Source organism: Testudinibacter sp. P27/CKL/0425 (assembly GCF_052931395.1).
The window spans coordinates 152,608-172,980 of the sequence record NZ_CM128801.1 but is presented as its reverse complement, the minus strand read 5'-3'; the positions used below and the strand labels follow the sequence as shown (position 1 = coordinate 172,980).

At 46.3% G+C, this 20,373-nt stretch carries 19 protein-coding genes; 18 read left to right on the top strand and 1 reads right to left on the bottom strand.

Going from position 1 to position 20,373, the window contains the following annotated elements:
- A complete protein-coding gene (fabR, locus tag ACUHGC_RS00900) occupies positions 1–612 on the top strand; it encodes an HTH-type transcriptional repressor FabR (RefSeq protein ID WP_446833830.1) in 612 nt (203 codons plus the stop codon).
- A 7-nt stretch (positions 613–619) separates the two neighbouring features.
- Here the strand turns inward: fabR and ACUHGC_RS00895 are convergent, their stop codons facing one another.
- A complete protein-coding gene (locus ACUHGC_RS00895) occupies positions 620–841 on the bottom strand; it encodes a SlyX family protein (protein WP_446833829.1) in 222 nt (73 codons plus the stop codon).
- A 117-nt stretch (positions 842–958) separates the two neighbouring features.
- Here ACUHGC_RS00895 and fkpA point away from each other — a divergent pair, with 117 nt between their 5' ends.
- From fkpA to rpoC, 17 genes are all read left to right on the top strand, one after another.
- Positions 959–1,690, top strand: a complete 732-nt coding sequence (gene fkpA, locus ACUHGC_RS00890) for an FKBP-type peptidyl-prolyl cis-trans isomerase (protein WP_446833828.1) — start codon at positions 959–961, stop codon at positions 1,688–1,690.
- 79 nt (positions 1,691–1,769) lie between these two features.
- A complete protein-coding gene (locus tag ACUHGC_RS00885; protein WP_446833827.1) occupies positions 1,770–2,441 on the top strand; it encodes a helix-turn-helix transcriptional regulator in 672 nt (223 codons plus the stop codon).
- The gene (gene tusD, locus ACUHGC_RS00880; RefSeq protein WP_446833826.1) at positions 2,441–2,821 is read left to right on the top strand and encodes a sulfurtransferase complex subunit TusD; all 381 of its coding nucleotides are present in this window, start codon (positions 2,441–2,443) and stop codon (positions 2,819–2,821) included. Before ACUHGC_RS00885 ends, tusD begins: the two co-directional genes overlap by 1 nt.
- The gene (gene tusC, locus ACUHGC_RS00875) at positions 2,818–3,174 is read left to right on the top strand and encodes a sulfurtransferase complex subunit TusC (protein ID WP_446833825.1); all 357 of its coding nucleotides are present in this window, start codon (positions 2,818–2,820) and stop codon (positions 3,172–3,174) included. The genes tusD and tusC overlap by 4 nt, the downstream gene beginning before the upstream one ends.
- 21 nt (positions 3,175–3,195) lie before the next feature.
- A complete protein-coding gene (tusB, locus tag ACUHGC_RS00870) occupies positions 3,196–3,486 on the top strand; it encodes a sulfurtransferase complex subunit TusB (protein ID WP_446833824.1) in 291 nt (96 codons plus the stop codon).
- A 193-nt stretch (positions 3,487–3,679) separates the two neighbouring features.
- Positions 3,680–4,054, top strand: a complete 375-nt coding sequence (gene rpsL, locus ACUHGC_RS00865) for a 30S ribosomal protein S12 (RefSeq protein WP_034616415.1) — start codon at positions 3,680–3,682, stop codon at positions 4,052–4,054.
- A 110-nt stretch (positions 4,055–4,164) separates the two neighbouring features.
- Positions 4,165–4,635, top strand: a complete 471-nt coding sequence (gene rpsG / locus ACUHGC_RS00860) for a 30S ribosomal protein S7 (RefSeq protein WP_034616418.1) — start codon at positions 4,165–4,167, stop codon at positions 4,633–4,635.
- A 94-nt stretch (positions 4,636–4,729) separates the two neighbouring features.
- A complete protein-coding gene (gene fusA / locus ACUHGC_RS00855; RefSeq protein WP_446833823.1) occupies positions 4,730–6,835 on the top strand; it encodes an elongation factor G in 2,106 nt (701 codons plus the stop codon).
- A gap of 60 nt (positions 6,836–6,895) precedes the next feature.
- The gene (gene tuf / locus ACUHGC_RS00850) at positions 6,896–8,080 is read left to right on the top strand and encodes an elongation factor Tu (protein ID WP_446833822.1); all 1,185 of its coding nucleotides are present in this window, start codon (positions 6,896–6,898) and stop codon (positions 8,078–8,080) included.
- Positions 8,081–8,281: 201 nt separating this feature from the next.
- Positions 8,282–8,692, top strand: coding sequence for a preprotein translocase subunit SecE (gene secE, locus ACUHGC_RS00845; protein WP_446833821.1), 411 nt, complete (start codon positions 8,282–8,284; stop codon positions 8,690–8,692).
- Positions 8,693–8,695: 3 nt separating this feature from the next.
- The gene (gene nusG, locus ACUHGC_RS00840) at positions 8,696–9,250 is read left to right on the top strand and encodes a transcription termination/antitermination protein NusG (protein ID WP_446833820.1); all 555 of its coding nucleotides are present in this window, start codon (positions 8,696–8,698) and stop codon (positions 9,248–9,250) included.
- 139 nt (positions 9,251–9,389) lie between these two features.
- Positions 9,390–9,818: a 50S ribosomal protein L11 gene (gene rplK / locus ACUHGC_RS00835; protein WP_446833819.1), complete on the top strand. Its 429-nt coding sequence runs from the start codon at positions 9,390–9,392 to the stop codon at positions 9,816–9,818.
- A 4-nt stretch (positions 9,819–9,822) separates the two neighbouring features.
- Positions 9,823–10,515 (top strand): 50S ribosomal protein L1, encoded by a 693-nt coding sequence (gene rplA, locus ACUHGC_RS00830; RefSeq protein ID WP_446833818.1) that lies wholly within the window; start codon positions 9,823–9,825, stop codon positions 10,513–10,515.
- Positions 10,516–10,792: 277 nt separating this feature from the next.
- Positions 10,793–11,284, top strand: a complete 492-nt coding sequence (gene rplJ / locus ACUHGC_RS00825) for a 50S ribosomal protein L10 (RefSeq protein ID WP_446833817.1) — start codon at positions 10,793–10,795, stop codon at positions 11,282–11,284.
- A 54-nt stretch (positions 11,285–11,338) separates the two neighbouring features.
- Positions 11,339–11,707 carry a 50S ribosomal protein L7/L12 gene (gene rplL / locus ACUHGC_RS00820; protein ID WP_446231458.1) on the top strand — a complete coding sequence of 123 codons (369 nt, stop codon included), beginning with the start codon at positions 11,339–11,341 and terminating at the stop codon, positions 11,705–11,707.
- Between the two features lie 286 nt (positions 11,708–11,993).
- A complete protein-coding gene (rpoB, locus tag ACUHGC_RS00815; RefSeq protein WP_446833816.1) occupies positions 11,994–16,025 on the top strand; it encodes a DNA-directed RNA polymerase subunit beta in 4,032 nt (1,343 codons plus the stop codon).
- A gap of 81 nt (positions 16,026–16,106) precedes the next feature.
- Positions 16,107–20,333 carry a DNA-directed RNA polymerase subunit beta' gene (gene rpoC / locus ACUHGC_RS00810; RefSeq protein ID WP_446833815.1) on the top strand — a complete coding sequence of 1,409 codons (4,227 nt, stop codon included), beginning with the start codon at positions 16,107–16,109 and terminating at the stop codon, positions 20,331–20,333.
- Positions 20,334–20,373 lie beyond the last annotated feature (40 nt).

Genomic DNA, 20,373 nt, shown 5'->3' with positions numbered 1-20,373 from the left:
ATGGCAGGGGTTCGGGCACAACAAAAAGAAAAAACACGCCGGGCGCTGATTGACGCGGCATTTAATCAGCTGAGCGCGGAAAAAAGTTTTTCCAACTTGAGCTTGCGCGAAGTGGCGCGCGAGGCGGGGATTGCGCCGACCTCCTTTTATCGCCATTTTCGCGATATGGACGAGTTGGGATTAACCATGGTTGACGAAGCGGGCTTGATTCTGCGCCAGTTAATGCGCCAAGCACGTAAACGAATCGAACGCGGCGGCAGTGTGATTGTAATTTCGGTCGAAACCTTTTTTGAGTTTATCCACGATCGCCCGAATATGTTTCGCTTATTGCTGCGTGAAAGTTCCGGCACCTCACAAGAGTTCCGTACGGCGGCGGCGCGCGAGATTCAGCATTTTGTCGCCGAGCTGACCGAATATATTGTGACCCAAGAGAGCGATTCGCGCTATCTGGCATATGTGCAGGCGGAAGGCATGGTGACGATTGTGTTTACCGCCGGTTCTCATGCCTTGGATATGAACAATAAAGAGCGCGAAGCCTTAAAAAAACGCCTGATTTTACAGCTGCGAATGATCGCCAAAGGCGCGCTGAAAGTGGTGGAGGAAAAACACTAACCGCACTTTAATAGTGCGGCGGTGGCGTTTCCTCCGCTTGTGAAGCGATGTTCGACGGCTGCAGATCGGTCAGCTTACGCGCCAGCCCGCGCATTTGCTGTTGCAGGCGGTCGATCATAAATTGTTGTTCGATTAGCGCTTGGTTTAGATCTTCAATTGTGCCTTCCTGAAAGGTTAATTTCATTTCCAGTTCGGCGAGTTGCTGTTGTAATTCGGTAGATGACGGCATATTGATTTTTTAAAAAGTGTCCATATATAAAAAAATGTACTTTAACCTATTCGGCATCAAATATATAGTATAAGATGATTTACCTAAACCACTCCAAACTAAAGGGGAAAATATAATATGTTAATTAAGAAGAAATTATCTATTGTGGCGTTATTGATTGCAAGTGCGGTTTCGACTGCGGCATTGGCAGCGGGCGGTACATTGAAAGAGCCTAAATTCGTTGAAGATTCGTCTTATGCGCTGGGCGTATTGATGGGCAAAAACATCCAGCAAGCGGTTGATTCACAAAAAGAATTGATTACTTATGATCAAGCTAAAATTATCGAAGGCTTTCAGCAAACCTTAGAAGGCAAAAGCAAACTGACCGATCAACAACTGGAACAACAATTGCGCCAATTGGATCAGGAACTTGGTGCGGTTGTGGCGAAAAAAGATGCTGAAGCGGCTAAAGAAAATGCCGATAAAGGCTCAGAATTCCGTAAAGAGTATGCGGCGAAAGACGGCGTGAAAAGCACCGAATCCGGCTTGTTGTACAAAATTGAGAAAGCCGGAGAAGGTGATACGGTTGAACCGACCGATACCGTAAAAGTGCATTATCAAGGCAAATTGATCAGCGGCGAAGTGTTCGACAGCTCTCACCAACGCGGTGAGCCGATCGAGTTTCAGTTGAACCAACTGATTCGCGGCTGGGTTGAAGGCATTCCGTTGATTAAGAAAGGCGGCAAAATCGAATTGGTCATTCCTGCGGAATTGGCGTATGGCGAAAATGCAACCGGCAATATCCCGCCAAACTCCACCTTAGTGTTTGACATTGAGTTGCTGGATGTTACTAAGCCGGCTAAAAAATAAACATTGAAATAAGAGGCTACCGCACTTGGCGGTAGTCTTGTCGTTTTAACCCTTTTATTTTATTTAATTCAAGATTTTTATGGTACAGGACACTCGCCCTTTTACTGAACAGGATTACGCTATTTTGCAATCTTACCATGCCGTGGTCGAAGGCGTGGCGGCTTTAATCGGCAGTCATTGTGAAATCGTACTGCATTCGCTGGAGGATTTGCAGCGTTCCGCGATTTATATCGCCAACGGACACAACACCAACCGTAAAGTGGGCTCGCCGATCACCGATTTGGCGCTGAGTTCGCTGCACCATATGCAGACCGATAATGTGTCTAAGCCGTATTTCACCCGTTCGAAAGGTAATGTGCTGATGAAATCGGTGACGATAGCGATCCGCAATCCGAATAAGCGGATTATCGGGCTGTTGTGTATCAATATGAACTTGGATGCCCCGTTGTCACAAGTGTTGCAAACCTTTGTACCGACCGATACTCAGCAAGAGCTGTCGTCTGCTGTCAACTTCGCGAACTCGGTCGAAGATTTGGTGGCGCAAACGGTGGAATACACCATTGAGGAGATCAACGCCGACATCAGCGTGGCAAATAACAGCAAAAATAAACAGATTGTTTGCTCGTTATATGAGAAAGGAATCTTTGATATTAAAGATGCGATTCATCAGGTGGCGGAACGTTTGGATATTTCCCGACATACGGTGTATCTGTATATCCGCCAAATCAAACAAGACGAACCGGACGTGTAATGCGCTACGTTTTGCAAGTCACCCAGCCGCTGTATGCCGGACAAGGCTCAGCCTTGGCATTACAACTGGCGGAAAGCATACTCAAGTGCGGTCATCAACTCGATCAGGTATTTTTCTATCGTGAGGGCGTTTACCACGGTAATGCGTTCAGCTATCCCGCCAATGATGAACCGGATTTATTAACACAATGGCAAGCGCTGGCGAAAACATACCAAGTGCGGTTGAATCTCTGCGTGGCGGCGGCGCAACGGCGCGGCGTGGTCGCAACGGAAAGTTCGCGTGATAATCAGCAGCATAATTTGGCATCGGGTTTTGAGCTTGCCGGTCTGGGCGAATTCACTCGTGCGGTGCTGCAAGCGGACCGGTTAATTAGCGTATGAAATTGGCATTTGTATTCACCGAGTCACCGTTCGCCTCTTCCGCCTCGCGCGAAGGTTTGGACGCGCTGTTGGCAGCAACCGCATTTGTTGACGAAGATCAGATCGGGGTATTTTTTATCGGTGACGGCGTGCTGAATCTTTACCCGCAGCAATCGCACTTGCTCTCACAAAAAGACATGCAAGCGGCATTCAAACTGTTGGATTTATATGAAATTGAGCGGCGCTATTCCGCGCAAGAGGCGTGGCAGTGTTTCGGTTTAAATGCGGAGCAGGGAATTATTCAAACCCAATGCGTGACACTTGAAAAATTGTTACACACATTAGCCTACGCAGAAAAAGTGCTGACGTTTTAGCCGTGATTTTTAAGAGGAAGTATGCTGTATACTTTTGCACATTCAAGTTATGATCCGTTAAGCCTCAAGCAATATCTGCAAGCGGCAAGCCGAGATGATGCGTTGCTATTTTGGCAAGACGGCGTTTGGGCATTGTTCAAATATGCGGCGCTACTGAATGATTGTGACGCGAAATGTTATGTGTTGCAACAAGATCTGGATGCCCGCAATCTCAGTTTGGAGGCTGTTGCGTCAACCTCAGCAATCAACGCATTGAGCCTGTCCGAATGGGTCGAACTGACCGAACGACATTTCCCTCAATTTGCCCGTTAGAAACGATGCTAAACAGGCAAAGTGCGGTTTATTTTCACCGTCCAGATGCTGAATAGAAAATAATCAGCCGATTTTGCGCTAATCCTTGACATTCCCCCGTTCAAAGTCTAAAATTCTGCGTCCATTCTATTATTGAGTGGATTTATCTTTTACATTCTTTTATGAATAATATTAATAAACTGGAGCTTTTTTAATGGCAACTATCAACCAGCTAGTACGCAAACCGCGTGTTAAAAAGGTTGTAAAAAGCAACGTTCCTGCATTGGAAGCATGTCCGCAGAAACGTGGCGTGTGTACTCGTGTATACACTACTACACCTAAAAAACCGAACTCTGCATTACGTAAAGTATGCCGTATTCGTTTAACTAATGGTTACGAAGTAACCTCATACATCGGCGGCGAAGGTCACAACCTTCAAGAGCACAGCGTTGTGCTTATCCGTGGTGGTCGTGTTAAAGACTTACCGGGTGTGCGTTACCACACCGTTCGCGGCGCATTAGACTGTGCAGGCGTTAAAGATCGTAAACAAGCGCGTTCAAAATACGGCGTTAAGAGACCTAAAGCTTAATGGATCTCCGTTAAGTAAGGCCAAACGTTCATATTTAAACACTTAATATAAACCATAACTCCAGTAATAGAGTTTTGGGTAACCTGAAGAAAAATAAACGGAGAAATGCCATGCCACGTCGTCGTGTAATTGGTCAACGCAAGATCCTTCCAGATCCTAAATTCGGATCAGAATTACTTGCAAAATTCATTAATGTATTAATGGTAGATGGTAAAAAATCTATCGCTGAAAAAATCGTTTACAATGCGTTAGACACTTTAGCTGAGCGCACTGGTAAAGATCACTTAGAAGCATTTGAAATCGCATTAGAAAACGTGCGTCCAACCGTTGAGGTTAAATCTCGTCGTGTTGGTGGTTCAACCTACCAAGTACCGGTTGAAGTTCGTCCGGTTCGTCGTAATGCGTTAGGTATGCGCTGGATCGTTGATGCAGCGCGTAAACGCGGAGACAAATCAATGGCGTTACGTTTAGCCAACGAATTGTCTGATGCGGCAGATAACAAAGGCGCAGCGGTTAAGAAACGTGAAGACGTTCACCGTATGGCTGAAGCCAACAAAGCGTTTGCTCACTACCGTTGGTAATCTGACGTTATTGATCATTCGCAGAACAGGCTTGGGACTCTCAAGCCTGTTGCAAACAAACTTCTTTTTCAACGCCTAACGAGAGGAAATAATCGTGGCTAGAACAACTCCAATTGAGCGTTATCGTAATATCGGTATCAGTGCTCATATCGATGCGGGTAAAACAACTACCAGTGAGCGTATTCTGTTCTATACCGGTGTCAGTCATAAAATTGGTGAAGTGCATGATGGCGCGGCTACCATGGACTGGATGGAACAAGAGCAAGAGCGTGGTATCACCATTACTTCCGCTGCAACAACAGCATTCTGGAGCGGAATGTCAAACCAATTCCCTCAACACCGTATCAACATCATCGACACCCCGGGACACGTGGACTTCACTATCGAAGTAGAACGTTCTATGCGTGTGCTTGATGGTGCGGTAATGGTTTACTGTGCTGTTGGTGGCGTACAACCACAGTCTGAAACTGTATGGCGTCAAGCGAACAAATATCAGGTTCCGCGTATTGCATTCGTTAACAAAATGGACCGTACCGGTGCAAACTTCCTGCGTGTTGTTGAACAAATTAAAGCACGTTTGGGCGGTAATGCCGTTCCTCTGCAATTGCCGATCGGCGCAGAAGACAACTTCAAAGGTGTGATCGACTTAGTAAAAATGAAAGCGATCAACTGGAACGAAGCTGACCAAGGTATGACTTTCGAATACGAAGAGATTCCTGCCGAATTACAAGAATTAGCTGAAGAGTGGCAACAAAATCTGATCGAATCTGCTGCGGAAGCATCAGAAGAGTTGATGGAAAAATATTTGGGCGGCGAAGAGCTGACTGAAGAAGAAATCAAAACCGGTTTGCGTCAACGCGCGCTGAACAGCGAAATCATTTTGGTAACTTGTGGTTCTGCGTTTAAAAACAAAGGCGTACAAGCGATGTTGGATGCGGTAATCGAATACTTGCCGGCACCGACTGACGTACCTGCGATCAAAGGTATCAACTTAGATGAAACCGAAGGTGAGCGTCATCCATCTGATGACGAGCCGTTCTCTGCGTTGGCATTTAAAATCGCAACTGACCCGTTTGTAGGTAACTTGACCTTCTTCCGAGTGTACTCCGGTGTAATCAACTCCGGCGACACCGTGATGAACTCCGTGAAACAAAAACGTGAGCGTTTCGGTCGAATCGTACAGATGCACGCTAACAAACGTGAAGAGATCAAAGAAGTTCGTGCGGGCGACATCGCTGCGGCAATCGGTCTGAAAGACGTTGGTACCGGTGACACATTATGTGACCTGAACGCACCGATTATCCTTGAGCGTATGGAATTCCCTGAGCCGGTAATCTCTGTTGCGGTTGAGCCGAAAACTAAAGCTGACCAAGAGAAAATGGGCTTAGCATTAGGCCGTTTAGCACAAGAAGATCCATCTTTCCGTGTTCACACTGATGAAGAGTCAGGCGAAACTATCATCTCCGGTATGGGTGAGTTACACTTGGATATCTTGGTTGATCGTATGCGTCGTGAATTTAAAGTTGAAGCGAACATCGGTAAACCGCAAGTATCTTACCGTGAAACAATCCGTGATACGGTTAAAGATGTTGAAGGTAAACACGCGAAACAATCCGGTGGTCGTGGTCAATACGGTCACGTTGTTATCGACTTGTACCCATTAGAGCCGGAAGGTCCTGGTTACGAGTTCGTGAACGAAATCAAAGGTGGTGTAATCCCTGGCGAATACATCCCTGCGGTTGACAAAGGTATTCAAGAACAATTGAAATCCGGCCCATTGGCGGGTTATCCTGTCGTTGATCTGGGCGTGCGTTTGCACTTCGGTTCTTACCATGATGTTGACTCCTCTGAGTTGGCGTTTAAATTGGCTGCCTCTTTGGCATTCAAGAGCGGTTACATGAGAGCGAAACCGGTATTGCTTGAGCCAATCATGAAAGTTGAAGTCGAAACTCCGCCGGATTACGTTGGTGATGTTATCGGAGACTTGAGCCGTCGTCGTGCACTGGTGAACGGTCAAGAAAGTAATGAATTTGTTGTTAAAATCAATGCTGAAGTTCCACTTTCAGAGATGTTTGGTTATGCAACAGACCTTCGTTCACAAACTCAAGGTCGTGCGTCTTACTCAATGGAACCATTGAAGTATGCTGAAGCGCCGACTAGCGTGGCAAATGCTGTAATTGAAGCACGCAAAGCGAAGTAATTTTGTTAAACAAATCTACAAGCCGTAGGGCTTGTAGACTTTACATAAGGAAACTTAATCGTGTCTAAAGAAAAATTTGAACGTACAAAACCGCACGTTAACGTGGGAACAATCGGCCACGTTGACCATGGTAAAACAACTTTAACCGCTGCAATCACAACCGTATTGGCAAAAACCTACGGCGGTGCTGCTCGTGCATTCGATCAAATCGATAACGCACCGGAAGAAAAAGCACGTGGTATCACCATCAACACTTCACACGTTGAATACGATACGCCAACTCGCCACTATGCGCACGTTGACTGCCCGGGACACGCCGACTATGTTAAAAACATGATCACCGGTGCGGCGCAAATGGACGGCGCTATCTTAGTTGTTGCGGCAACAGACGGCCCAATGCCACAAACTCGTGAACACATCCTGTTAGGTCGCCAAGTAGGCGTTCCATACATCATCGTATTCCTGAACAAATGTGACATGGTAGACGATGAAGAATTATTAGAATTGGTTGAAATGGAAGTGCGTGAACTTTTGTCTCAATACGATTTCCCGGGCGATGACACGCCAATCGTTCGTGGTTCTGCGCTGAAAGCGTTGGAAGGCGATGCAGAGTGGGAAGCAAAAATCATCGAATTGGCAGAGCACTTGGATACTTACATCCCAGAGCCGGAGCGTGCGATTGACCAACCGTTCTTGTTACCAATCGAAGACGTATTCTCAATTTCAGGCCGTGGTACCGTAGTTACCGGTCGTGTTGAGCGCGGTATCGTTCGTACCGGTGACGAAGTTGAAATCGTAGGTATCAAAGAAACCACTAAAACAACCGTAACGGGTGTTGAAATGTTCCGTAAACTGTTAGACGAAGGTCGTGCAGGTGAGAACATCGGTGCCTTGTTGCGTGGTACAAAACGTGAAGAAATCGAACGTGGTCAAGTCTTGGCGAAACCGGGTTCAATCACGCCGCACACTGACTTCGAATCAGAAGTGTACGTATTGTCTAAAGATGAAGGTGGCCGTCACACGCCATTCTTCAAAGGCTACCGTCCACAATTCTATTTCCGTACCACTGACGTAACCGGTACAATCGAGTTACCGGAAGGCGTGGAAATGGTAATGCCGGGCGACAACATCAAAATGGTTGTAAGCTTGATTCACCCAATCGCGATGGACCAAGGCTTACGCTTTGCGATTCGTGAAGGTGGCCGTACAGTAGGTGCGGGCGTTGTTGCTAAAATCATCAAATAATTGATCGCAGCAGCATAAGCTACACGATATAAAGGCACTCTTTGAGTGCCTTTTTTCATGCCGAAAATCGTAATGACTTGAGAATCTACGCAGAAAATTATCGCTTTTCCCGTTAATTCACCTACCCAATTTATAAAGAAAATGCTACAATCGTTCGTTCAAAAATATACCGTTATTCACTGAGTCGGATAGATATAAAGCATGAGTTCAGAAAATACTAAAAAACAAACACTTATCGAAAGCCACGAAGGCAAAAGCAAAGCGACAAATAATCTCTTTTGGCTTTTAGCGATTGTATTGATTGTGCTGGCGGCGGTCGGAAATACCTATTTTGCCGATCAATTTCCTTTGGCGGCTCGTGTAGTCGGCGTCGTTGTATTAATGGCAGCGGCACTGGGCTTGACGGCGATCACTAACCAAGGAAAAAAAGCGCTTTCTTTCTTTAAAGAATCACGCGGCGAGCTGAGAAAAATTGTTTGGCCTAAACGTTCCGAAGCAACACAAACCACATTGATTGTATTTGGTGTCACTGTTGTAGCATCATTGGTTCTGTGGGGATTTGATTCCTTAATTATCGCTGTGATTTCGTTTTTAACCAACCTGAGATTTTAATTTATGAGTGAGAATACCGCACCGAAAAAACGTTGGTATGTGCTACAGGCTTTTTCAGGCTTTGAAGGTCGTGTTGCCAAAACATTAATCGAATACATCAAACAGCACAACATGGAAGATCAGTTCGGCGATGTGCTAGTCCCAACGGAAGAAGTGGTGGAAAATGTTGCCGGCAAACGCCGTAAAAGCGAGCGTAAATTCTTTCCGGGCTATGTGTTAGTGCAAATGGAAATGAACGATGAAACCTGGCACTTGGTGCGTAGCGTGCCGCGTGTGATGGGTTTTATCGGCGGAACTCCGGATAAACCGGCTCCGATTTCAAACCGTGAAGCTGATACTATCTTGAACCGCTTACAACAAGACGGCGACAAGCCAAGACCAAAAACGCTGTTCCAACCGGGCGAGGAAGTGCGGGTTACCGAAGGACCGTTCATGGACTTCAATGGTACGGTGGAAGAAGTGGATTACGACAAGAGCCGCTTGAAAGTGTCGGTTTCTATCTTTGGTCGTGCAACACCGGTCGAGTTGGAATTCCGCCAAGTGGAAAAAGCGGTTTAATCACAGATTGAATTAAGCAATTTCTCAAGTGTTTTTTTAATTAAAACGCTTGAAAAGTAGGCGGTGTTTCATTAAAATACCGCACTTTTACAACACAGGGGAGCCGCAAGGCGATAATACCCGCGAGAGGAAACTAAAAATGGCAAAGAAAGTACAAGCCTACGTTAAGCTGCAAGTTGCAGCCGGTATGGCAAACCCAAGTCCACCGGTTGGTCCTGCATTAGGTCAACAAGGTGTGAACATCATGGAATTCTGTAAAGCGTTTAACGCCCGTACAGACAGCCTGGAAAAAGGCTTACCGATTCCTGTGGTTATCACTGTTTATGCAGACCGCTCTTTCACTTTCATCACCAAAACTCCGCCGGCGGCTGTTTTGTTGAAGAAAGCGGCAGGCGTTAAGTCTGGTTCAGGCAAACCAAACAAAGAAAAAGTCGGTAAAGTAACTCGTCAACAAATCCAAGAAATCGCTGAAACTAAAGCAGCGGATATGTCGGGTGCGAGCATCGAAACCAAAATGAAATCTATTGAAGGTACCGCTCGTTCAATGGGCTTGGTAGTGGAGGACTAATCAGATGGCTAAACTAACCAAACGCATGAAAGCGATCCAAGATAAAGTAGATTCAACTAAAGCTTACGAAATCAACGAAGCCGTTGCATTGCTGAAAGAATTAGCGACTGCAAAATTCGTTGAAAGCGTGGATGTTGCCGTGAACTTGGGTATCGAAGCACGTAAATCTGACCAAAACGTTCGTGGTGCAACCGTATTACCACACGGCACAGGTCGTGATGTTCGCGTAGCAGTATTTACTCAAGGCGCTAACGCTGATGCAGCAAAAGAAGCTGGTGCTGACTTAGTCGGTATGGACGATTTAGCTGAATTAGTGAAAAAAGGCGAAATGAACTTCGACGTGGTTATTGCTTCTCCGGACGCAATGCGTGTTGTTGGTCAATTGGGTCAAATCTTAGGTCCACGCGGCTTAATGCCAAACCCGAAAGTGGGTACTGTAACCCCTAACGTTGCTGAAGCAGTTAAAAATGCTAAATCAGGTCAGGTTCGTTACCGCAATGATAAAAACGGTATCATTCATACCACTATCGGTAAAGTGAGCTTTGAAACTGCACAGATCAAAGAAAACTTGGAAGCCTTATTGGCAGCATTAGTGAAAGCTAAACCGGCTTCATCTAAAGGCGTGTTTATCAAGAAAGTTAGCTTGTCCACTACTATGGGCGCAGGCGTGACTATCGATCAAACCAGCTTGAACTAATAAAAACTTTACAGGGGAACGGATTGTGTTTATAATTCGTTCCCTTATTTTCCGGTTGTTGTTTGACCGGAAACTTCTGGTTGGTGCTTGACCTTATTCAAGCCCCATCCAAGACCGCAGGGGAGTTTACTTCGGTAATTTCTTAATTATCCTGCGTAGATGGTGAACAGAATGATAGAAAATTTCTGCTTCTGCGCACCGAAAGACGTCCTGTTGTATTGATACAACGGGTAATTTAAATCCGGGAAACCGGAGTGTATTCAGGAGCTACAAGCCAATGGCATTAAATCTTCAAGACAAACAAGCAATTGTTGCTGAAGTAAACGAAGCAGCCAAAGGTGCCTTGTCAGCAGTGATCGCGGATTCTCGCGGTGTAACTGTTGATAAAATGACTGAATTGCGTAAAACCGCGCGTGAAGCCGGTGTTAATATGCGTGTTGTACGTAATACTTTATTACGTCGCGCGGTAGAAGGCACTGACTACGAGTGTTTAAAAGACGCAATGACAGGTCCAACACTTATCGCTTTTTCTAACGAGCACCCAGGTGCGGCGGCACGTCTGTTCAAAGACTTTGCAAAAGCTAACGATAAGTTTGAAATTAAAGGTGCTGCCTTTGAAGGTAAAGTTCAAGATGTTGAATTCTTAGCAACATTGCCGACTTACGAAGAAGCAATTGCACGTTTAATGGGTACTATGAAAGAAGCTGCGGCAGGAAAACTGGTTCGCACTCTTGCGGCATTGCGCGACAAATTACAAGAAGCGGCTTAATTTTAAAAGCGTTTCTTACCTCGTTTAATTTATTTACTTTAGGAATTGATTGTTATGTCATTAACTAACGAACAAATCATTGAAGCGATCGCTTCTAAATCTGTAACTGAAATCGTAGAATTAATCGCTGCGATGGAAGAAAAATTCGGTGTTTCTGCAGCAGCGGCAGCAGTAGCAGTAGCAGCAGGCCCAGCAGAAGCAGCAGAAGAGAAAACTGAATTCGATGTAATCTTGACTGCAGCAGGCGCTAACAAAGTTGCTGTAATCAAAGCGGTACGCGGTGCAACTGGCTTAGGCTTGAAAGAAGCTAAAGACTTAGTTGAATCTGCTCCGGCTGCTCTGAAAGAAGGCATCTCTAAAGCTGAAGCTGAAGAACTGAAAAAAGCATTAGAAGAAGCAGGCGCTTCTGTTGAACTTAAATAATTCATTTTATTAAGTTTATAGCCTGTTATAGGCGAATGGCTAGCGGTTTAGCACTGCTAGCCATTTTGTGCCTTTAAAAAATAGAAGTAAATATGCCGTTTTTTTACTTTTATTCTTGCTTAAAAAATGGCGTTATATCTGATTTTTTAAGCCTGCACTGGAAGTTTTGCTAGTGATAGCGAAAAGTGCGGTACCAACAAACGGTATCGATAGCATTGCCACCTTGTTAACTTGATCGCAAGTGTGCGCGAATTTTGGGTCACCGATCAGCAAGCAGAGGAACCCTATGGTTTACTCCTATACCGAGAAAAAACGTATTCGTAAAAACTTTGGCAAACGCCAACAAGTTTTAAATGTACCTTATTTATTAACAATCCAAATCGACTCTTTCGATAAATTTATTCAGCAAGATCCGGAAGGTCAGCAAGGCCTGGAAGCTGCGTTTCGCTCAGTGTTTCCGATTGTCAGCAATAACGGTAGCACCGAATTGCAATATGTGAGCTATAAACTGGGTGAGCCTGTTTTTGATGTGCGTGAATGTCAAATTCGCGGAACCACGTATTCTGCGCCGTTAAGAGTGAAACTGCGTTTGGTCAGCTACGATCGTGATGCGGCTCCCGGAACCGTAAAAGACATCAAAGAAAATGATGTTTATATGGGCGAAATCCCATTGATGACCGATAACGGAACCTTTGTGATCAATGGTACCGAGCGTGTTATCGTTTCTCAATTACACCGTAGCCCAGGCGTATTCTTTGACAGCGATAAAGGCAAAACCCACTCGTCAGGAAAAGTGCTGTATAACGCACGCATCATTCCTTACCGCGGTTCATGGTTGGATTTCGAGTTCGATCCGAAAGATAACTTATTTGCGCGTATCGACCGTCGCCGTAAATTGCCTGCGACTATCATTCTGCGTGCATTAAATTTCACTACAGAAGAAATTCTGGCGCTGTTCTTTGAAAAAGTGAACTTCTCCATCAGTGACAATAAACTGATGATGGAATTAGTGCCTGAACGTCTGCGTGGCGAAACCGCCAGCTTTGATATTGAAGCAAACGGCACCGTTTATGTTGAGCGTGGTCGTCGTATCACTGCACGTCATATCCGCCAATTAGAAAAAGATAATATCTCTCAAGTTGTTGTTCCGACCGAATATATTGTCGGCAAAATTGTAGCAAAAGATTATGTGGATCTTGAGAGTGGCGAGATTATTTGCAGCGCGAACAGCGAACTCAATCTGGAAACATTGGCGAAATTAAGCCAAGCCGGTTACAAAGACATTGAAGTGTTATTCACGAATGATTTGGATCACGGCCCGTATATTTCCGAGACCCTGCGTGTCGATCCGTCTTACGATCGTCTGAGCGCATTGGTTGAAATCTATCGCATGATGCGTCCTGGTGAGCCACCGACAAAAGAAGCGGCAGAATCATTGTTTGATAACCTGTTCTTCTCCAGCGATCGTTATGACTTATCTGCGGTAGGTCGCATGAAGTTTAACCGCTCTTTGAATATCCCAGAAGGGGAAGGCAGCGGCATCCTGAGCAATGATGATATTGTTCTGGTGATGAAAAAACTGATCGAGATCCGTAATGGTCGTGGTGAAGTGGATGATATCGACCACTTGGGCAACCGTCGTATTCGTTCTGTCGGCGAAATGGCGGAAAACCAATTCCGTATCGGGTTAGTGCGTGTGGAAAGAGCGGTAAGAGAACGCTTGTCATTAGGCGATCTGGACGGCGTGACCCCACAAGATCTGATCAATGCCAAACCAATTTCTGCGGCAGTGAAAGAGTTCTTCGGTTCATCACAATTATCGCAATTTATGGATCAAAATAACCCGTTGTCGGAAGTGACCCATAAACGCCGTATTTCCGCATTAGGGCCGGGCGGTTTGACACGTGAACGCGCAGGTTTTGAGGTGCGGGACGTTCACGCTACTCACTATGGTCGTGTCTGTCCGATTGAAACCCCTGAAGGACCGAACATCGGTTTGATCAACTCTTTGTCGGTGTACGCGCGTACCAATGACTACGGCTTCTTGGAAACCCCATACCGCAAAGTGGTTGACGGGCAGGTAACCGAAGAGATCGAATATTTGTCAGCGATTGAAGAAGGCAAATATGTAATCGCACAGGCGAACTCGAATTTAGACGAACAATCACGTTTCACCGATACCTTTGTAACCTGTCGTGGTGAGCATGGTGAATCCGGTTTATATAAACCGGAAGAGATTCATTACATGGACATTTCCACGCAACAAGTGGTGTCTGTTGCGGCAGCATTGATTCCATTCCTTGAACACGACGATGCTAACCGTGCCTTGATGGGTGCGAACATGCAACGTCAAGCCGTACCAACTTTGCGTGCGGACAAACCGTTAGTCGGAACCGGGATCGAAAAAGCGGTTGCGGTGGACTCCGGGGTAACCGTTGTTGCGAAACGTGGTGGTTATGTTCAGTATATTGATGCTTCACGGATCGTGATTAAAGTTAACGAAGATGAAACCGTGCCGGGCGAAGCGGGCATTGATATTTATAACCTGACTAAATATACCCGTTCAAACCAAAACACCTGTATCAACCAAGTGCCTTGTATTTCACTGGGCGAGCCGATTGAACGGGGCGAGGTGTTGGCGGACGGCCCTTCAACCGATTTAGGTGAATTGGCGTTAGGTCAAAACATGCGCGTGGCGTTTATGCCATGGAACGGCTATAACTTCGAAGACTCCATGTTGGTTTCTGAGCGTGTGGTACAAGAAGATCGTTTCACGACGATTCATATTCAAGAATTAACTGCAGTAGCGCGTGATACCAAACTGGGTGCGGAAGAAATTACCGCGGATATCCCGAATGTGGGTGAAGCGGCACTGAGCAAGCTTGATGAATCCGGTATTGTGTATATCGGTGCGGAAGTGAAAGGTGGCGATATTCTGGTGGGTAAAGTGACACCGAAAGGTGAAACCCAATTAACCCCGGAAGAGAAATTGCTGCGTGCGATCTTCGGTGAAAAAGCCTCTGACGTGAAAGATTCTTCATTGCGTGTACCGAACAGCGTATCCGGTACGGTAATTGATGTACAAGTCTTTACCCGTGATGGCGTGGAAAAAGACAAACGTGCATTAGAAATCGAAGAGATGCAACTGAAACAAGCCAAAAAAGACTTGGTTGAAGAGTTGGAGATCTTAGAAGCCGGCTTGTTTACCCGTGTTCGCAACCTGTTGCTAAACAATGGTTTTGATGAGAAACAATTGGATAAACAAACACGCAACCAATGGTTGGAGCAATCACTGGCAGATGAAGCGCAACAAAACCAATTAGAACAGTTGGCTGAACAGCATGAAGAGTTGCGTAAAGAGTTTGAACGTAAATTAGAAATTAAACGCAATAAGATCATTCAAGGCGATGACTTAGCACCGGGTGTGTTGAAAATCGTTAAAGTGTATCTTGCGGTGAAACGTCAAATTCAGCCGGGTGATAAAATGGCGGGTCGCCATGGTAACAAAGGGGTTATCTCGAAAATTAACCCGGTTGAAGATATGCCATACGACGAAAACGGTCAGCCGGTTGACATCGTATTGAATCCGTTGGGCGTACCATCGCGGATGAACATCGGTCAGATCTTAGAAACACACTTAGGTCTGGCGGCGAAAGGCATCGGCGACAAGATCAATGCGATGATCAAACAGCAACAGTCTGTAGCGAAATTGCGTGACTATATCCAACGTGCGTATGACTTGGGTGATGTTTCACAACAAGTGGATCTTGCGACCTTCAGCGATGACGAAGTGATTCGTCTAGCGCAGAACTTGCGTAAAGGTATGCCGTTGGCAACACCGGTCTTTGACGGTGCGCATGAAAGCGAAATTAAAGGCTTGTTAGCGTTAGCAGATCTTCCGACCTCCGGTCAGATTAACCTGTTTGACGGACGTACTGGTGAGAAGTTTGAGCGTCCTGTTACCGTGGGTTACATGTATATGCTGAAATTGAACCACTTGGTTGACGACAAAATGCACGCACGTTCAACCGGTTCTTACAGCTTGGTAACGCAGCAACCGTTAGGCGGTAAAGCACAGTTCGGGGGACAACGTTTCGGGGAGATGGAAGTATGGGCACTGGAAGCATACGGTGCGGCTTACACCCTGCAAGAGATGTTGACCGTGAAATCCGATGACGTGAACGGGCGTACCAAAATGTATAAAAACATTGTGGACGGCGCACATCAGATGGAACCGGGCATGCCGGAATCATTCAATGTATTGTTGAAAGAGATTCGCTCTCTGGGTATCAACATCGACTTGGATGAAGACCAGTAAGATTGCCGTTGCAATAGAAAGTATGCTCAAGTGCGGTTTGACCGCACTTGAATTAAGTTTAACTCCGACAGGAGCAAATCTGTGAAAGACTTAGTTAAGTTTTTGAAAGCACAAACAAAATCTTCAGAAGATTTTGATGTGATTAAAATCGGTCTGGCATCGCCTGATATGATCCGTTCATGGTCATTCGGTGAAGTCAAAAAGCCGGAAACCATCAACTACCGCACTTTCAAACCGGAACGTGACGGTTTGTTCTGCGCACGTATTTTCGGGCCGGTTAAAGATTATGAATGTTTGTGCGGCAAGTATAAACGTCTGAAACACCGTGGCGTGATCTGTGAAAAATGTGGCGTTGAAGTTACCCAAACCAAAGTCCGCCGTGAGCGCATGGGGCATATCGAATTGGCTTCCCCGGTTGCGCACATCTGGTTCTTGAAATCCCTGCCGTCCCGTATCGGTTTATTGTTGGATATGCCGTTGCGTGATATTGAACGCGTGCTGTATTTCGAATCTTATATCGTAACCGAACCGGGCATGACCGATTTAGAGCGTGGACAACTGCTGACTGAAGAACAATTCATGGACGCGGAAGATTGCTGGGCAGACGAATTTGAAGCCAAGATGGGTGCGGAAGCTATCCAGCACTTGCTGCAACAAATGGATCTGGCACACGAGTGTGAAACCCTGCGTGAAGAGTTGCAAGAAACCAGCTCAGAAACCAAACGTAAAAAAATCACCAAACGCTTGAAATTGCTGGAAGCATTCATTCAATCCGGCAATAATCCGGAGTGGATGGTGTTGACCGTATTACCGGTATTACCACCGGATCTGCGTCCGTTAGTGCCGTTAGACGGCGGTCGTTTTGCTACGTCTGACCTGAACGACTTGTATCGCCGAGTGATCAACCGTAACAACCGTTTAAAACGCCTGTTGGATCTGGTTGCACCGGATATTATCGTGCGCAACGAAAAACGTATGCTGCAAGAATCGGTTGATGCGTTGTTAGACAACGGTCGTCGCGGTCGTGCGATTACCGGTTCAAATAAACGTGCGTTAAAATCGTTAGCCGACATGATCAAAGGGAAACAAGGTCGTTTCCGTCAAAACTTGTTGGGTAAACGTGTTGACTATTCCGGTCGTTCGGTTATCACCGTAGGTCCATATTTGCACCTGCACCAATGTGGTTTGCCGAAGAAAATGGCACTGGAACTGTTCCGTCCGTTTATTTATGCCAAATTAGAAAGCCAAGGCTATGCGTCAACCATTAAAGCAGCGAAGAAAATGGTTGAGCGTGAAGATGCGATTGTGTGGGATATTTTGGCTGATGTTATCCGTGAACACCCAATCTTATTGAACCGTGCACCAACCTTGCACCGTTTGGGTATTCAGGCGTTTGAACCCTTGTTGATCGAAGGTAAAGCGATTCAATTGCATCCGTTGGTTTGTGCGGCATTTAACGCCGACTTCGACGGAGACCAAATGGCGGTTCACGTTCCGTTGACACTGGAAGCACAATTGGAAGCCCGTGCGCTGATGATGTCAACCAACAACATCTTATCACCGGCAAACGGTGAGCCGATTATTGTGCCATCACAAGACGTGGTGTTGGGTCTGTATTACATGACCCGTGAAAAAGTCAACGCCAAAGGCGAAGGCATGTTGTTGCAAGATCCGCGCGAAGCGGAAAAAGCCTACCGTACCGTTCAGGCAGAACTGCACGCCCGTGTTAAAGTGCGGATCACGGAATATGTGAAATCGGCGGGTAATGAATTTGAAGCCGTTACCACATTGACCGAAACCACCGTGGGCCGTGCGATTTTATGGATGATTGCGCCAAAAGGCATGCCGTTTGAATTGTTCAACCAAACCTTAGGCAAAAAAGCGATCTCTCGCTTAATCAATGCCTGTTACCGTTTGTTGGGCATGAAATCCAGCGTTATCTTTGCTGACCAAATCATGTATACCGGTTTTGCCTATGCGGCACGTTCCGGTGCATCGGTCGGTATTGACGACATGGTGATCCCTGAACAGAAAAATGAAATCATCTCTGCTGCAGAAAGCGAAGTGGAAGAAATTCAGGAACAATTCCAATCAGGTTTGGTTACCGCAGGTGAGCGTTACAACAAAGTGATCGATATTTGGGCGGCAGCGAATGAGCGTGTTGCCAAAGCGATGATGGAAAATCTGTCAACCGAAGAAGTGGTTAACCGTGACGGCGAGTTGGAAAAACAAGCTTCATTTAACAGCATCTTTATGATGGCGGACTCCGGTGCTCGTGGTTCTGCGGCACAGATTCGTCAGTTAGCCGGTATGCGTGGTTTGATGGCACGTCCGGACGGCTCGATCATCGAAACCCCAATCACCGCGAACTTCCGTGAAGGTTTGAACGTATTACAGTACTTTATTTCAACCCACGGTGCGCGTAAAGGTTTGGCGGATACCGCACTTAAAACCGCGAACTCCGGTTACTTAACCCGTCGTTTGGTTGACGTGGCGCAAGACTTAGTTATCGTTGAAGACGATTGCGGCACCGAAGAAGGCGTGATCATGACCCCGTTAATCGAGGGTGGTGATGTTAAAGAAGCCCTGCGTGATCGAGTATTAGGTCGTGTGGTGGCGGAAGATGTCTTAATTCCGGGCACAGACGAAGTGTTGATCGCACGTAACACCTTAATTGACGAAAAACTGTGTGATGTGATTGACGCCAACTCCGTTGACAGCATCAAAGTGCGGTCAGTGGTAACCTGTAGCACCGATTTCGGGGTGTGTGCGAAATGTTACGGCCGTGATTTGGCGCGCGGACACTTAATCAACAACGGGGAAGCCGTTGGGGTTATCGCCGCACAATCTATCGGTGAACCGGGTACACAGTTAACGATGCGTACCTTCCACATCGGGGGGGCCGCATCAAGAGCGGCGTCTGAGTCCAGCATTCAGATCAAAAACAACGGTAGCGTGCGTTTAACAAATGCTAAATTCGTCACCAACAAAGATGGCAAATTAGTTATTACGTCGCGTAACACCGAATTAACCGTGATCGACGCATTTGGCCGTACCAAAGAGAACTATAAAGTCCCTTACGGTGCGATCTTAAGCAAAAATGACGGCAGCGACGTGAATGCCGGTGAAATCATCGCCAACTGGGATCCGCATACCATGCCGGTTATCTCCGAGGTGGAAGGTAAGGTTGAATTTGTTGATATCATTGACGGCATCACCGTTACTCGCCAAACCGATGAATTGACAGGCTTGTCTTCCGTAGTGGTACAAGATGTCGGTGAACGTGCGACAGCCGGTAAAGATCTGCGTCCTGCGTTGCGTATTGTTGATGCGAAAGGCAATCCAGTGTTGATCGCGGGTACCGATGTGCCGGCACAATACTTCTTACCGGGTAAAGCGATTGTCACCTTAGACGACAACGCGGAAATCAGCATTGGTGAACCATTAGCACGTATTCCACAAGAATCGGCCGGAACCAAAGATATTACCGGTGGTTTGCCGCGCGTTGCAGACTTATTCGAAGCGCGTAAACCGAAAGAGCCTGCGATTATGGCAGAAATTTCCGGTATCGTATCATTCGGTAAAGAAACCAAAGGCAAACGTCGTTTATTGATTACTCCGAGCGAAGGCGAAGTGTATGAAGAAATGATTCCGAAATGGCGTCAACTGAACGTATTCGAAGGCGAATTGGTTTCTCGTGGCGATATTATTTCGGAAGGGGCGGAAACGCCACACGACATTCTGCGCCTGCGTGGTATCCATGCGGTAACCGATTATATCGTTAACGAAGTGCAAGAAGTTTACCGCTTACAAGGGGTAAAAATTAATGATAAGCACATCGAAGTGATTGTGCGTCAGATGTTGCGTAAAGGTATCATCACCAAAGCTCACGACTCTGAATTCCTCGAAGGGGAACAAGTGGAAGTGGCTCGCGTGAAAATTGTTAACCGTCAACGTGAAGCCGAAGGCAAACCGTTGGTGGAATTTGAACGCGAATTGCTGGGTATCACCAAAGCGTCATTGGCAACAGAATCCTTCATCTCTGCGGCATCGTTCCAAGAAACGACCCGAGTATTGACGGAAGCAGCGGTTGCAGGCAAACGTGACGAGTTGCGCGGCTTGAAAGAGAACGTGATCGTTGGTCGCTTGATTCCGGCAGGTACCGGTTATGTTTACCACCAAAACCGTCATAACGGCAAAGGTGCTAAAGTGGAAAACGTACCGTTGGAAGAGATCGATAGCAAATTCGACGTTGACGAAGCCACTGCGAATTTGGCAGAAATGTTGAATATGGCAGAATTCGAATAATCGAATTACTTGACCGAAAAACCCAAAGTGTACCGCACTT

Excerpts from the sequence above, each read along its gene's own strand:
- tusB (WP_446833824.1), top strand. The coding sequence starts at position 3,196 with ATGCTGTATACTTTTGCACATTCAAGTTATGATCCGTTAAGCCTCAAG.
- rplK (WP_446833819.1), top strand. The coding sequence starts at position 9,390 with ATGGCAAAGAAAGTACAAGCCTACGTTAAGCTGCAAGTTGCAGCCGGT.
- tusD (WP_446833826.1), top strand. The coding sequence starts at position 2,441 with ATGCGCTACGTTTTGCAAGTCACCCAGCCGCTGTATGCCGGACAAGGC.
- ACUHGC_RS00885 (WP_446833827.1), top strand. The coding sequence starts at position 1,770 with ATGGTACAGGACACTCGCCCTTTTACTGAACAGGATTACGCTATTTTG.
- nusG (WP_446833820.1), top strand. The coding sequence starts at position 8,696 with ATGAGTGAGAATACCGCACCGAAAAAACGTTGGTATGTGCTACAGGCT.
- rplA (WP_446833818.1), top strand. The coding sequence starts at position 9,823 with ATGGCTAAACTAACCAAACGCATGAAAGCGATCCAAGATAAAGTAGAT.
- fkpA (WP_446833828.1), top strand. The coding sequence starts at position 959 with ATGTTAATTAAGAAGAAATTATCTATTGTGGCGTTATTGATTGCAAGT.
- rplJ (WP_446833817.1), top strand. The coding sequence starts at position 10,793 with ATGGCATTAAATCTTCAAGACAAACAAGCAATTGTTGCTGAAGTAAAC.
- rpsL (WP_034616415.1), top strand. The coding sequence starts at position 3,680 with ATGGCAACTATCAACCAGCTAGTACGCAAACCGCGTGTTAAAAAGGTT.
- rplL (WP_446231458.1), top strand. The coding sequence starts at position 11,339 with ATGTCATTAACTAACGAACAAATCATTGAAGCGATCGCTTCTAAATCT.
- ACUHGC_RS00895 (WP_446833829.1), bottom strand. The coding sequence starts at position 841 with ATGCCGTCATCTACCGAATTACAACAGCAACTCGCCGAACTGGAAATG.
- fabR (WP_446833830.1), top strand. The coding sequence starts at position 1 with ATGGCAGGGGTTCGGGCACAACAAAAAGAAAAAACACGCCGGGCGCTG.
- rpsG (WP_034616418.1), top strand. The coding sequence starts at position 4,165 with ATGCCACGTCGTCGTGTAATTGGTCAACGCAAGATCCTTCCAGATCCT.
- rpoB (WP_446833816.1), top strand. The coding sequence starts at position 11,994 with ATGGTTTACTCCTATACCGAGAAAAAACGTATTCGTAAAAACTTTGGC.
- secE (WP_446833821.1), top strand. The coding sequence starts at position 8,282 with ATGAGTTCAGAAAATACTAAAAAACAAACACTTATCGAAAGCCACGAA.
- tusC (WP_446833825.1), top strand. The coding sequence starts at position 2,818 with ATGAAATTGGCATTTGTATTCACCGAGTCACCGTTCGCCTCTTCCGCC.